Origin of the sequence: Streptomyces sp. NPDC048506 (assembly GCF_040651315.1) — a bacterium.
GTDB lineage: Bacteria > Actinomycetota > Actinomycetes > Streptomycetales > Streptomycetaceae > Streptomyces.
The window spans coordinates 15,071-27,779 of sequence record NZ_JBEZIX010000021.1 but is presented as its reverse complement, the minus strand read 5'-3'; the positions used below and the strand labels follow the sequence as shown (position 1 = coordinate 27,779).

General features: G+C 69.7%; 13 protein-coding genes. All 13 read right to left on the bottom strand.

Features of this window, described 5'->3' with window-relative positions:
- Positions 1-5: 5 nt before the first annotated feature.
- Positions 6-926 carry a F0F1 ATP synthase subunit gamma gene (locus AB0C96_RS18775; RefSeq protein ID WP_362918757.1) on the bottom strand — a complete coding sequence of 307 codons (921 nt, stop codon included), beginning with the start codon at positions 924-926 and terminating at the stop codon, positions 6-8.
- A gap of 20 nt (positions 927-946) precedes the next feature.
- Positions 947-2,539, bottom strand: a complete 1,593-nt coding sequence (atpA, locus tag AB0C96_RS18770; RefSeq protein WP_362918756.1) for a F0F1 ATP synthase subunit alpha — start codon at positions 2,537-2,539, stop codon at positions 947-949.
- 211 nt (positions 2,540-2,750) lie between these two features.
- Entirely contained in the window at positions 2,751-3,566 is an 816-nt protein-coding gene (locus tag AB0C96_RS18765) for a F0F1 ATP synthase subunit delta (protein WP_362918755.1), read from the bottom strand.
- Positions 3,563-4,129, bottom strand: coding sequence for a F0F1 ATP synthase subunit B (locus AB0C96_RS18760; protein WP_362918754.1), 567 nt, complete (start codon positions 4,127-4,129; stop codon positions 3,563-3,565). The genes AB0C96_RS18765 and AB0C96_RS18760 overlap by 4 nt, the downstream gene beginning before the upstream one ends.
- Before the next feature lie 39 nt (positions 4,130-4,168).
- Positions 4,169-4,417, bottom strand: coding sequence for an ATP synthase F0 subunit C (gene atpE / locus AB0C96_RS18755; protein WP_351271107.1), 249 nt, complete (start codon positions 4,415-4,417; stop codon positions 4,169-4,171).
- 76 nt (positions 4,418-4,493) lie between these two features.
- A complete protein-coding gene (gene atpB / locus AB0C96_RS18750; protein ID WP_362918853.1) occupies positions 4,494-5,288 on the bottom strand; it encodes a F0F1 ATP synthase subunit A in 795 nt (264 codons plus the stop codon).
- A gap of 279 nt (positions 5,289-5,567) precedes the next feature.
- Positions 5,568-6,005 carry a hypothetical protein gene (locus AB0C96_RS18745; RefSeq protein WP_362918753.1) on the bottom strand — a complete coding sequence of 146 codons (438 nt, stop codon included), beginning with the start codon at positions 6,003-6,005 and terminating at the stop codon, positions 5,568-5,570.
- 288 nt (positions 6,006-6,293) lie between these two features.
- Positions 6,294-7,625 carry an MraY family glycosyltransferase gene (locus AB0C96_RS18740; protein ID WP_362918752.1) on the bottom strand — a complete coding sequence of 444 codons (1,332 nt, stop codon included), beginning with the start codon at positions 7,623-7,625 and terminating at the stop codon, positions 6,294-6,296.
- Positions 7,626-7,724: 99 nt separating this feature from the next.
- A complete protein-coding gene (gene glyA / locus AB0C96_RS18735; protein ID WP_362918751.1) occupies positions 7,725-9,110 on the bottom strand; it encodes a serine hydroxymethyltransferase in 1,386 nt (461 codons plus the stop codon).
- A 138-nt stretch (positions 9,111-9,248) separates the two neighbouring features.
- A complete protein-coding gene (locus AB0C96_RS18730) occupies positions 9,249-9,926 on the bottom strand; it encodes a protein-tyrosine-phosphatase (RefSeq protein WP_362918750.1) in 678 nt (225 codons plus the stop codon).
- On the bottom strand, positions 9,926-10,573 hold the full coding sequence (locus tag AB0C96_RS18725) for an L-threonylcarbamoyladenylate synthase (RefSeq protein WP_362918749.1): 648 nt from the start codon (positions 10,571-10,573) through the stop codon (positions 9,926-9,928). Before AB0C96_RS18725 ends, AB0C96_RS18730 begins: the two co-directional genes overlap by 1 nt.
- Positions 10,574-10,625: 52 nt before the next feature.
- The gene (gene prmC / locus AB0C96_RS18720; protein WP_362918748.1) at positions 10,626-11,471 is read right to left on the bottom strand and encodes a peptide chain release factor N(5)-glutamine methyltransferase; all 846 of its coding nucleotides are present in this window, start codon (positions 11,469-11,471) and stop codon (positions 10,626-10,628) included.
- Between the two features lie 72 nt (positions 11,472-11,543).
- Positions 11,544-12,623 carry a peptide chain release factor 1 gene (gene prfA / locus AB0C96_RS18715; RefSeq protein WP_362918747.1) on the bottom strand — a complete coding sequence of 360 codons (1,080 nt, stop codon included), beginning with the start codon at positions 12,621-12,623 and terminating at the stop codon, positions 11,544-11,546.
- Positions 12,624-12,709 lie beyond the last annotated feature (86 nt).

Sequence of the window (12,709 nt, the reverse complement as noted above, 5' to 3'; positions counted from 1 at the left end):
AGTTGTCAGTCACTCCCCGCGGTCGCGTCGGCCAGTGCGGCACTGCCGCCGACGATCTCGCTGATTTCCTGGGTGATTTCGGCCTGGCGGGCCGCATTGGCAAGCCGCGAGAGCGACTTGATGAGCTCTTCTGCGTTGTCGGTCGCCGACTTCATCGCGCGCCGCGTGGCGGCGTGCTTGGAGGCGGCGGCCTGCAGAAGCGCGTTGTAGATCCGCGACTCGACGTACCGCGGCAGCAGGGCGTCCAGGACGTCCTCGGCCGACGGCTCGAAGTCGAACAGCGGAAGGATCTCGCCCTTGGACGTCTCCGCCGACTCCGCCGCGGCCTTGTCGAGGCTGAGCGGCAGCAGACGGTCGTCGAGCGCCGTCTGCGTCATCATCGAGATGAACTCGGTGAAGACGATGTGGAGTTCGTCGACCCCGCCCTCGGCGGTGTCCCGCTGGACGGCCTCGATCAGCGGCGCGGCGATCGCCTTCGCGTCCGCGTACGTCGGGCTGTCGGTGAAGCCGGTCCACGACTCCACGACCTTGCGCTCGCGGAAGCCGTAGTACGACACACCCTTGCGGCCGACGATGTAGACGTCGACCTCCTTGCCCTCGGCCTTGAGCCGCTCGGTGAGCTGCTCCGCGGCCTTGATGACGTTGGAGGAGTAGCCGCCGGCCAGACCGCGGTCGCTCGTGACGAGCAGCAGCGCGGCGCGGACCGGGGTCTCCGCCTCGGTCGTCAGCGGGTGCTGGGTGTTCGAGCCCGTGGCAACCGCCGTCACCGCGCGGGTCAGCTCACTCGCGTACGGCGTCGACGCCGCCACCTGGCGCTGCGCCTTGACGACGCGCGAGGCGGCGATCATCTCCATCGCCTTGGTGATCTTCTTGGTCGCGGTGACGGAGCGGATGCGACGCTTGTAGACCCGGAGCGTGGCTCCCATGGATCAGGTCCCTTCCGTCGTCACTTGCTGGTGCCGGCCGGGGCGTCCTCGCCGAGCAGCTTGCCGTCCGAGGTCTCGAACTGCCGCTTGAAGCCGTCGACAGCGTCGGAGATCGCTCCGATGGTGTCGTCGGACATCTTGGCGCCCTCGCGGATGCTGGTCAGGAGGTCCTTCTTCTCCCGGCGGAGGTGGTCCAGGAGCTCCCGCTCGAAGCGGCGGATGTCCTCGACCGGTACGTCGTCCATCTTGCCGTTGGTGCCGGCCCAGATGGAGACGACCTGGTCCTCGACCGGGTACGGGTTGTACTGGCTCTGCTTGAGCAGCTCGGTCATGCGCTTACCGCGCTCCAGCTGCGCCTTCGAGGCCGCGTCCAGGTCGGAACCGAAGGCGGCGAACGCCTCCAGCTCGCGGTACTGGGCGAGGTCCACGCGGAGGCGGCCGGAGACCTGGCGCATGGCCTTGTGCTGGGCGGAACCACCGACACGGGAGACGGAGATACCGACGTTCAGCGCCGGACGCTGGTTGGCGTTGAACAGGTCCGACTCCAGGAAGCACTGGCCGTCGGTGATGGAGATGACGTTGGTCGGGATGAACGCCGACACGTCGTTCGCCTTGGTCTCGACGATCGGCAGACCGGTCATCGAACCGGCGCCCATGTCGTCGGAGAGCTTGGCGCAGCGCTCCAGCAGACGCGAGTGCAGGTAGAAGACGTCACCCGGGTAGGCCTCACGGCCCGGCGGACGACGCAGCAGCAGGGACACGGCGCGGTAGGCGTCGGCCTGCTTCGAGAGGTCGTCGAAGATGATCAGGACGTGCTTGCCCTGGTACATCCAGTGCTGGCCGATGGCCGAGCCGGTGTAGGGCGCCAGGTACTTGAAGCCCGCCGGGTCGGACGCCGGGGCGGCGACGATGGTGGTGTACTCCAGGGCACCGGCCTCCTCCAGCGCACCGCGCACGGACGCGATGGTGGAGCCCTTCTGGCCGATGGCGACGTAGATGCAGCGGACCTGCTTCTTCGGGTCGCCCGACCGCCAGTTGTCGCGCTGGTTGATGATCGTGTCGACGGCCAGGGCGGTCTTGCCGGTCTGGCGGTCGCCGATGATCAGCTGACGCTGGCCACGGCCGATCGGCACCATCGAGTCGACGGCCTTGTAGCCGGTCTCCATCGGCTCGTGCACCGACTTACGGACCATGACGCCCGGAGCCTGGAGCTCCAGGGCGCGGCGGCCGTCGGTCTCGATCTCGCCGAGGCCGTCGATCGGGTTGCCCAGCGGGTCGACGACGCGGCCGAGGTAGCCCTCGCCCACGGCGACCGAGAGCACCTCGCCGGTGCGCTGCACCGGCTGGCCCTGCTCGATGCCGCTGAATTCACCGAGGATGACCGCACCGATCTCGCGCTCTTCCAGGTTCAGCGCAAGACCGAGCGTGCCGTCCTCGAACTTCAGCAGCTCGTTCGCCATCACCGAGGGAAGACCCTCGACGTGTGCGATGCCGTCACCGGCATCGCTGACCGTGCCGACCTCTTCGCGCGAGGCCGCGTCCGGCTTGTACGCCTGGACGAAGTTCTCCAGCGCGTCCCGGATCTCCTCCGGCCGGATCGTGAGCTCCGCCATCTGGGTTCCCTGCTCTCCTTGTTGGGCCCGAAGTTACTTGCGGGGGGCTGGGGACTGTCCCCAGCGGGTTTCCGCTTACGGCCCAACTCGGGCCGCCGTCATGCTTGTGCTGGTCCCCGGTGCTTTCTCCGGACCGCAGCCGGACCTGTGGTCCGGCCGGCGTGTCCGGCGACTGGCCGCCGGTTGTGCAGCTCTTGAGTTGGTGGCTGGGTCAGCCGGCCATCCGCTGGGACACCTGGTCGAGGCGCTCCGCGATGGTCCCGTTGATGACCTCGTCGCCGATCCGGACCTGGACGCCGCCGAGGACCTCGGGGTCCACGTCGAGGTTCAGGTGGATCTGCCGTCCGTACAGCTCGGTCAGGGCGGCGCCCAGGCGCTGCCGCTGCCCTTCACTGAGGGGCACCGCGGAGGTGACCACCGCGACCATCCGGTCACGGCGGGTCGCCGCCAGCTTGGAGAGGGCTTCGAGCCCCGCTTCCAGGCTACGGCCCCGCGGCTGTACGACAAGACGGATCACGATCCGCTCGGTGACCGGGTTGGCCCGGCCGCCCAGCAGGGACCGCAGCAGCTCCGTCTTGGCCGCGGCCGAGGCGTTCCGGTCGGTCAGCGCGCGACGCAGCTCGCCGTTGGACGCGACGATCCGGCCGAACCGGAACAGCTCGTCCTCGACGTCGTCGAGCGTGCCGGCCCGCTGGGCCGCGACGAGGTCGGCGCTGTAGGCCAGCTCCTCGATCGCGTCCGGCAGGTCACGCGAGCGCGACCAGCGGGAGCGGACCATGTCGGACACCAGGGCGACGGCCGAGCCGCCGATCTGGCTGCCGAGCAGCCGTCCGACCAGCTCGGCGCGGGCCTCGCCGCCCTGCGCCGGGTCGGTCAGGACCCGACGCAGCGACACCTCGCGGTCGAGCAGAGCGGTGACGGCAGCCAGCTCCTCGGCGAGCTTCGCGGCGTCGACGGAGGTGTCGTCCGTCAGCGCGTTGAACCGCTCGCGTGCGGAGGTGAGTGCCTCGCGGCTCGCTCCGTTCATCGGCCGGCCTCAGCCTTCGTCGCGTCCGACGCCGCCTTGGCCTCGACCTCGTCGAGGAAGCGGTCGATGGTCCGGCTCTGTCGGGCGTGGTCCTCGAGGGACTCGCCGACGAGCTTGCCGGCCAGGTCGATGGCGAGCGTGCCCACGTCCTGACGCAGCGACTGCGCAGCGGCCTTGCGGTCCGCCTCGATCTGGGCGTGGCCGGCAGCGATGATCTCCTCACGCTGCCGCTGCCCCTCGGCGCGCATCTCAGCAATGAGAGTCGCGCCCTGCTCCTGCGCCTCCTGACGCAGTCGCGCGGCCTCGTGGCGGGCGTCGGCCAGCTGTGCCCGGTAGTCCGCGAGCACCTGCTGGGCCTCGGTCTGAGTCGCCTCGGCTTCCTCCATGCGGCCTTCGATGAGCGTCCGGCGCTCTTCCAGAACCTTGTTGATGTTCGGGAGGAGCTTCTTGGCCAGGAAGCCGAAGACGATGAAGAAGGCGACCAGGCCGATGACCAGCTCTGGAATCGGCGGGATCAGGGGGTTCTCGGGAACCTCCGCCGCCATGTTCACCAGGGCGTTCACATCAGTGCCTTCCGTCTGTCAAGGGGTTGAAGCGGTCCGTCAGGCCCTGAAGAGGAAGCCCATGACGATACCGATCAGGGCGAGCGCCTCACAGAAGGCGAAACCCATGATCTGGTTGGTGCGGATCAGACCGGCAGCCTCGGGCTGACGGGCCAGCGCCTGGGTGCCGTTACCGAAGATGATGCCGACGCCGACGCCGGGGCCGATCGCGGCGAGACCGTAACCGATCGAACCGAGGTTGCCGGTGACGCCGGCGGCCAGGTTGACACTCTCGAGAGCAGCGGACATGCCGTTACTTCCTTCTCTTTCACGGACCGGTGGGGGTTGGCCACCGGGCGTCTATAGGGGCTGGGAAAGCGGGGGCTCAGTGGTGCTCGGCGAGCGCGCCCTGGATGTAGTTCGCGGTCAGGAGCACGAACACGTACGCCTGCACGGCCTGGATGAACATCTCGAATGCCGTCAGAAGGACGGTCATCACGAAAGAGGCGCCGGCGTAGACGACACCGATGCCGTTCAGCAGGTACCAGCTGCCGATGGTGAACATCAGCAGCAGCAGGTGACCGGCGAACATGTTCGCGAAGAGTCGAACCGCGTGGGTGAAGGGCCGGATGATCAGGTGCTGGAGCAGCTCCAGCAGCATGATCAGCGGCAGAATCCAGCCGAGTGACTTGTCGTAGCCGCTCAGGTTCTTCAGCGCGCCGACGAAGCCCTGCTTCTTGAACGTCAGGAACATCCACGTGATGTAGACGATCGCGGCGAGACCGGCGGGGAACGCAATGATCGACGTCACCGGGAACTGGGCGATCGGGATGATCGACCAGAGGTTCATGATCCAGACGAAGAAGAACAGCGAGACCATGAAGGGGACGTACTTCTCGCCCTCCTTCTTCCCGAGGGCGTCATAGACGATCCCGCGGCGTACGAAGTCGTAGCCCGCTTCGCCGATCATCTGCAGCTTGCCCGGGACCACCTTGGCCTTGCCGAACGCCGCCCAGAAGAATCCAATGACCACGACGGTGCTGAGCAGCGCCAGCAGCATGATCTTGTTGAACTCGAAGCCGTTGATGGTGAACAGCGGCTGGAAGACGAACGAATGAAGCCCGGGAGCAGGGAAGCCGCACCCGGAAAAGATGTGGCAGTCGGTCTCGGAGGCGAGCATCGTTTCAGCACTCACCGCGAGCTCCTTCAGCGTGGCGCATGGGTACGGCAACCTCGTTGTGTCGGCGCGGCATTGAGCCACGGAGCGGCACTGGACTGGTCTTACGGATTAGGGGGCGGCTGGCGGGCGCGGGGCCCGGCCTCAATACCGGCATCGGCCGCGAGAACTGCCCGTTCCTTCTCGTGGGATTCGGGAGCTCAGCCGCCTGCGCCAACTGTGCCGCAGTTGGCACCGGACGATAGCAGGCCCGCATGAGGGCATTTATCTCGGCCCTACGCGTCACGTCGGCGACCCCGCCGTCTCCGCCTTCTTGGACTCGGCGGAGTCGGGATCCACGTACAGAATCTTTGCCTTCATATGACCGCGGGTCTGCGCCGCGATCCACACAAGCGTCGCGCCCAGCAGCGTGAGCGCAAATGCCTTGGTGTCGAAGAGCGTTGTGTCCTTGAACGCGATCAGGAAGACCAGCACGAACAGGATCTGCGTCGTATAGAGCAGCAGACCCATCATCTGGAACAGCTGCGGCAGGTTCTTCGCGGTCTTCTGTAGGACGAGCAGGCCGGCCCCCATCACGAGCACCACCAGGGCGGTGCCGACGACAGCTCCGATCGCTCCCGCTGCGCCGGCGACCACTGCACTCACGGCAACGGCGATGACACCGATGGCGAGCGTGGGCACAACGGCGTGAAGGAGTAGTCGGGCGTCATTCGACTGCATGGCGGCGCTCCGGCAAGGGGTGGGGGTGTGTCGTCAGGGACGAGCGTAGACCCGGCCTGAGGCGGAACCTGAGGGCCCAGGACCGTCGCACTACGGTCCTTCGGCCCTGTCGCCGGGTTTCGTGAACGGTATCACAAACTATTTGATGAGGTCTTTACCTGGTTCGTGTGGACCCTGTCACACCTGAGCGTGAACCTGCGCGTTGGTGCACTGACGGCCAGCTTTTTGTCTGGTATGGGGTCAACAAGCCCGATTTCCGATGCCCGTTCGGGCGATCGAAACGCGGTATCAACGGTGACTGCCCGCCCTCCTGCGGTCCACGAAGCGTGACCGGTCGCCGATCGCGGTGGCCCCGTGGATGCCCGCCGGAACCGGCTCGCGCTCCTCCTCGAACTCCCCGGCGGGGCCCTCGGCGGTCGCCGCCGCCACCGCCGGCCGGGCGGTCCTGCGGTAGCGCGGCGGCACCATCCGCTCGGCCCAACGCGGCGCCCGCGGGGTGAAGCGCGGCAGCAGGAGCAGCACCAGACCGACCGCGCTCAGCAGGACGATGCCCAGCACGATCCACATGCTGGCGTTGTTCGCCGAGTAGGCGACCGCGCCGAACGCGATCAGCGCCGACCAGAAGTACATGATCAACACGGCCCGGCTGTGCGAGTGGCCGATCTCCAGCAGCCGGTGGTGCAGGTGGCCGCGGTCGGCGGCGAACGGCGACTGGCCCTTCCACGTGCGCCGCACGATGGCCAGGATCAGGTCGGCGACCGGCACCGCGATGACCGTCAGCGGCAGCAGCAGCGGGATGTAGACCGGCACCATCGCGTGGGTGGCCTCGCGCAGGCCGCCCGCCTTCTGGCCCAGCAGGTCCGGGTCGACCTGGCCGGTCACCGAGACCGCCCCGGCCGCCATGACCAGGCCGATCAGCATCGACCCCGAGTCGCCCATGAAGATCCGGGCCGGGTGCATGTTGTGCGGCAGGAAGCCCAGGCACATGCCCATCAGGACGACCGAGAAGAGGGTTGCGGGGGCGGCCGCCTCGATGCCGTAGCCGAACCACATCCGGTACGCGTACATGAAGAACGCGGCGGCGGCGATGCACACCATGCCGGAGGCCAGACCGTCCAGGCCGTCCACGAAGTTCACCGCGTTGATCGTGATCACGACCAGTGCGACGGTCAGCAGCGTGCCCTGCATCGGGGTCAGTGAGACCGTGCCGACGCCGGGGATCGGGATCCACAGGATCGTCAGGCCCTGAAGCACCATCACGCCCGCGGCGATCATCTGGCCGCCCAGCTTGACCAGCGCGTCCACGCCCCACTTGTCGTCCAGCACGCCGAGGATCCAGATCAGCGCGGCACCCGACAGCAGCGCCCGCGGCTCGTTGGAGTTGGCGAAGACGGACTTGAGGTTGGTCAGGTGCGAGGCGACCAACAGACCGGCGCACAGCCCGCCGAACATCGCGATTCCGCCGAGTCGCGGTGTCGGCTCGCGGTGCACGTCACGCGCGCGGATCTCCGGCATCGCGCCGGCCGCGATCGCGAACTTCCGCACCGGCCCGGTCAGCAGATAGGTCACCGCGGCCGTGACGCACAGCGTCAGCAGGTATTCACGCACGGGCTGCCCCATTGGTATAGCTGGCCATCACAGCCCCACACCCTATGCGTGTCCGCCCCCTGGCCGTGAATACAGGAGATGACGCCTCGCGCCGGCGGACGGTTCCCCGCCTCACCCGCGGTCGGGATACGGCGGAAAGGCGTGGACCAGGGCGACGGTCCCGGAGCGGGTCGCACCGTCCCCCCGCAGCGCCGCGACCATCAGGTCGGCGACCGTCCGCATCTCCGCCTCGCCCATCCCCTGGGTCGTCACCGCAGCGGTGCCCAGCCGGAGGCCGGTCCGGCGGTTGCCGCCCGTATCGGCGCAGGGCAGCGCACAGGTGTCCAGCACGATCCCGGCCGCCGCCAGCCGGCCGCGGGCCGTGCGCGCGTCCAACCCGAGGGGCGTGGGGTCGGCGGTGATCAGATGGGTGTCGGTGCCTCCGGTGGTGATCGTCAGGCCCTGCCCGGCCAGCGCCTCGGCGAGCGCCCCGGCATTGGCCACGACCTGGTGGGCGTACGCGCCGAACGCGGGTGTGGCGGCCTCCCTGAAGGCGACGGCCTTGGCGGCGATCGAGTTCATCTGTGCACCCCCTTGGGTGAACGGGAACACCGCACGGTCGATCCGCTCGGCGAGCTTGGCGCCGCACAGGATCAGCCCGCCGCGCGGGCCGCGCAGCACCTTGTGGCTGGTCCCGCACACCACGTGCGCGTACGGGACGGGGCTGGGCGCCGCTCCCCCGGCGATCAGCCCGAGCGGGTGCGCGACGTCCGCGATCAGATACGCGCCGATCTCGTCGGCGATGTCGCGGAAGGCCGCGTAGTCGATGTGCCGGGGGTAGGAGATCGAGCCGCAGACGATCGCCTTGGGCCGGTGGGCGCGCGCCAGGTCGCCGATCGAGTGGTAGTCCAGCAGCCCGGTCTCCTCGTCGACGCCGTAGCCGACGAAGTTGAACCACCGGCCGGAGAAGTTGGCGGGCGATCCGTGGGTGAGGTGTCCGCCGTGCGGCAGGGACATGGCCAGAACGGTGTCACCAGGACGCAGCAGGGCGGCGTAGGCGGCCAGAACGGCCGAAGACCCGGAGTGGGACTGGACGTTGGCGTGTTCGGCGCCGAAAAGGGCCTTGGCGCGCTCCACGGCGATCCGCTCGGCGAGGTCGACGATCTCGCACCCGCCGTGGTGCCGGGCACCGGGATAGCCCTCGGCGTACTTGTTGCCCAGCGGGGAGCCGAGGGCGGCCAGGACGGCCGGCGAGGTGAAGTTCTCCGCGGCGATCAACTGGAGCCCGTCCCCCTGCCGGGCGCTCTCGCCGAGCAGGACGCCGGCGATCTCCGGGTCCTGGCGCAGCAGGGCGGCGAAGTCCGGCGCGCCGGCCGGTCCGCTGACGCCGGCCCGCGCGGCGGCCCGGGCCCGTTCCTCGATGGTCTCGGACTCGCCGCCGGCTCCGTAGGCCGGCTCGGTGGCCGGGGCGGGACCGTCCGGGGACTCGCTGCGGGGTGACGCGGTGGTGGCGGGCATCGCTGGCTCCGGGCCTCGTACGGGACGCGTAGTCCCAATGTAGGCGCGGCACGGCGATCGGGCGCGGCGTGCGCGGCCCGCAGAGGGCCGCTGGCGGCCCGTGACCACGCCCGGGGCGGCCCGGGGCGCCCGGAACGGCTACGCCCGCGCCGGGACCCCTGTGAGGGCCGTGACGACCGGGTCCAGCGCCTGGTTGATCTCGTCGCCGATGGACCGGAAGAAGGTGATGGGGGCGCCGTAGGGGTCGTGGACCTCGTCGGACTCCGGATTGGGCGCCAGCAGCCAGCCGCGCAGCGCCGCGGCGGCACCGACCAGCGCACGGGCCCGCTCGACCAGCCCGCCGTCCGGCAGGTACGGGTCGGGCTCGGGCAGCGTGGCGGGGTCTATGGCCCGCACCAGCCGGTTGAACTCCTTGAGCGTGAACGTGCGCAGCCCGGCGGAGTGGCCCATCGAGATGACTTGCGCGCGGTGGTCGCGGGTCGCGGTGAGCACCAGGTCGGCGCGGATCACGTGCTCGTCCAGCAGCTCGCGGCCGATGAAGCCGGCCGGGTCGGCGCCGTAGTCGGTGAGCACCGTGGCGGCGTGCGCCTCCATCGGGGCACCCTCATGGCCCCAGGTGCCGGCGCTCTCCACGAGCAGTCCACCGCTGTGGGGCCCGCCGAGCCGCCGCTGAAGGGCATGGCGGTGCAGCCGCTCGGTGATCGGCGAGCGGCAGACGTTGCCGGTGCTGACGTGGAGGATCCGGAAGACGGACGCAGGGGGTACCGGGGGGTTGTCGTCGCCTGGTCCCGCTATGCCACGCCCCAGGGGCGCCATCAATTGGCCACCTCAAGCTCGGGTACCACCTTGCGCAGCTCGTCCGCGCTGATCGCGCCCTCGCGCAGCAGCACCGGGACCGTGCCGGTGACGTCGACGATCGACGACGGTACGGCGGCGGGCGTCGGGCCACCGTCGAGGTAGACGGAGACCGAGTCGCCCAGCATCTCCTGCGCGGCGTCGCAGTCCTGCGGGGACGGGTGGCCGGTGAGGTTGGCACTGGAGACGGCCATCGGGCCGAACTCGGTCAGCAGCTCGATCGCGACGGGGTGCAGCGGCATCCGCACCGCGACCGTGCCCCGGGTCTCGCCCAGGTCCCAGGTCAACGACGGCTGGTGCTTGGCGACGAGGGTGAGCGCACCGGGCCAGAAGGCGTCGACCAGCTCCCAGGCCTGCTCGGAGAAGTCGGTGACCAGGCCGTGCAGGGTGTTGGGGGATCCGACGAGGACCGGGGAGGGCATCCCGCGGCCGCGGCCCTTGGCCTCCAGCAGGTCGGCGACCGCCTCCGCGCTGAAGGCGTCCGCGCCGACACCGTAGACGGTGTCGGTCGGCAGCACGACCAGCTCACCGCGGCGGACGGCCGAGGCGGCCTCGCGCAGACCGGTCGCGCGGTCGGTCGCGTCGCTGCAGTCGTATCGCCGTGCCATTAGCGGTCCTCCTGGTGCCGAACGGTTGGGGGGTTCATCGGGGCGGTGGGCGTCATGGCGTCGCCCGGCGCGCGGTGGCGAAACGGGGCCTGTTGTTGAGGTCGGGGTGGTCGGCCGCATCGGCCCAGCCCCGCTCCTCGGTGAAGATCCACGGCACCTGCCCGCCCTGGGTGTCGGCGTGCTCGACGACGACCACGCCGCCGGGCCGCAGCAGCCGGTGTGCGGTCCGTTCGATGCCGCGGATGGTGTCCAGGCCGTCCTCGCCCGAGAACAGCGCGAGCTCGGGGTCGTGGTCGCGTGCCTCGGGTGCGACGTACTCCCACTCGGTCAGCGGGATGTACGGCGGGTTGGAGACGACCAGGTCGACCTGCCCGTCCAGTTCGGGAAGCGCGGTCAGCGCGTCGCCGTGGTGGAGAACGACGCGGGACCCCTCGACGTTCTTGCGGGCGTACTCCAGGGCCGCCTCGGACAGCTCCACGGCGTGCACCCTCGACCGGGGCACCTCCTGCGCCAGCGCCAGCGCGATGGCACCGGAGCCGGTGCAGAGGTCGACGATGAGCGGTTCGACGACGTCCATGGCCCGTACGGCGTCTATCGCCCAGCCGACCACCGACTCGGTCTCCGGCCGGGGCACGAACACCCCCGGCCCGACGTGGAGTTCGAGGTAGCGGAAGAACGCCCGGCCGGTGATGTGCTGGAGCGGCTCACGCGCCTCGCGGCGGGCGATCGCCTCCCAGTAGCGGGCGTCGAAGTCCGCGTCGGGGACCGTGTGGAGCTGACTCCGCTTGACGCCGTGCACATGCGCGGCGAGCTCCTCGGCGTCGAAGCGCGGGGAGGGCACACCGGCGTCGGCCAGCCGCTGGGTGGCCTGGGCCACCTCGGCGAGCAGCAGGTTCACGCTCTTCCTCCAGCCGATACGTACGGGGTCTGACGGGTCTGACAGGTCTGACGGCTCACATGCCGTGGGGGCTCATTGGGCGGCGGCGAGCTTGGCCGCCGAGTCGGCGTCGACGCACGCCTGGATCACCGGGTCCAGCTCGCCGTCGAGCACCTGGTCCAAGTTGTACGCCTTGAAGCCGACGCGGTGGTCCGAGATGCGGTTTTCCGGGAAGTTGTACGTCCGGATGCGCTCGGAGCGGTCGACCGTGCGGACCTGGCTGCGCCGGGCGTCGGACGCCTCGCGCTCGGCCTCCTCCTGGGCGGCGGCCAGCAGCCGGGAGCGCAGGATGCGCATCGCCTGCTCCTTGTTCTGGAGCTGGCTCTTCTCGTTCTGGCAGGAGACGACGATGCCGGTGGGCAGGTGGGTGATGCGCACCGCGGAGTCGGTGGTGTTGACGGACTGGCCGCCGGGGCCCGACGAGCGGTAGACGTCGATCCGCAGGTCGTTGGCGACGATCTCGACCTCGACCTCCTCCGCCTCGGGCGTGACCAGCACGCCGGCCGCGGAGGTGTGGATGCGGCCCTGCGACTCGGTGGCGGGCACGCGCTGCACGCGGTGCACCCCGCCCTCGTACTTCAGTCGGGCCCAGACGCCCTGTCCGGGCTCGGTGGCGCCGCCCCCGCCCTTGGTCTTCACGGCGACCTGGACGTCCTTGTAGCCGCCGAGGTCGGACTCGTTGGCGTCGAGGATCTCGGTCTTCCAGCCGACCCGCTCGGCGTAGCGCAGGTACATCCGCAGCAGGTCGCCGGCGAACAGCGCGGACTCCTCGCCGCCCTCGCCGGCCTTCACCTCGAGGATGACGTCCTTGTCGTCGCTGGGGTCGCGCGGGACGAGCAGCAGCCGCAGCTTCTCGGTGAGCTCCTCGCGGCGGGCGTCGAGCTCCTTGACCTCGTCGGCGAAGTCCGGGTCGTCCTGGGCGAGTTCACGCGCGGTCTCGATGTCCTCGCCGGTCTGCTTCCAGTCGCGGTACGTCGCGATGATCGGGGACAGCTCGGCGTAGCGCTTGTTGAGCCGCATGGCTTCGCGCTGGTCGGCGTGGACCGCGGGGTCGGCCAGCCGCTTTTCGAGATCGGCGTGCTCGCCGATCAGTTCTTCGACCGCCTCGAACATCGTGGCTTCCTCTGCTGGCTGGCTGTGACTACCGGTGGGGACGACGAAACAAAGACGCCGGTCCGGTCCCCCCTGGGCAGGGGCGA

Excerpts from the sequence above, each read along its gene's own strand:
- AB0C96_RS18775 (WP_362918757.1), bottom strand. The coding sequence starts at position 926 with ATGGGAGCCACGCTCCGGGTCTACAAGCGTCGCATCCGCTCCGTCACC.
- atpA (WP_362918756.1), bottom strand. The coding sequence starts at position 2,539 with ATGGCGGAGCTCACGATCCGGCCGGAGGAGATCCGGGACGCGCTGGAG.
- AB0C96_RS18765 (WP_362918755.1), bottom strand. The coding sequence starts at position 3,566 with ATGAACGGAGCGAGCCGCGAGGCACTCACCTCCGCACGCGAGCGGTTC.
- atpE (WP_351271107.1), bottom strand. The coding sequence starts at position 4,417 with ATGTCCGCTGCTCTCGAGAGTGTCAACCTGGCCGCCGGCGTCACCGGC.
- atpB (WP_362918853.1), bottom strand. The coding sequence starts at position 5,288 with ATGCTCGCCTCCGAGACCGACTGCCACATCTTTTCCGGGTGCGGCTTC.
- AB0C96_RS18745 (WP_362918753.1), bottom strand. The coding sequence starts at position 6,005 with ATGCAGTCGAATGACGCCCGACTACTCCTTCACGCCGTTGTGCCCACG.
- AB0C96_RS18740 (WP_362918752.1), bottom strand. The coding sequence starts at position 7,625 with ATGGGGCAGCCCGTGCGTGAATACCTGCTGACGCTGTGCGTCACGGCC.
- glyA (WP_362918751.1), bottom strand. The coding sequence starts at position 9,110 with ATGCCCGCCACCACCGCGTCACCCCGCAGCGAGTCCCCGGACGGTCCC.
- AB0C96_RS18730 (WP_362918750.1), bottom strand. The coding sequence starts at position 9,926 with ATGGCGCCCCTGGGGCGTGGCATAGCGGGACCAGGCGACGACAACCCC.
- AB0C96_RS18725 (WP_362918749.1), bottom strand. The coding sequence starts at position 10,573 with ATGGCACGGCGATACGACTGCAGCGACGCGACCGACCGCGCGACCGGT.
- prfA (WP_362918747.1), bottom strand. The coding sequence starts at position 12,623 with ATGTTCGAGGCGGTCGAAGAACTGATCGGCGAGCACGCCGATCTCGAA.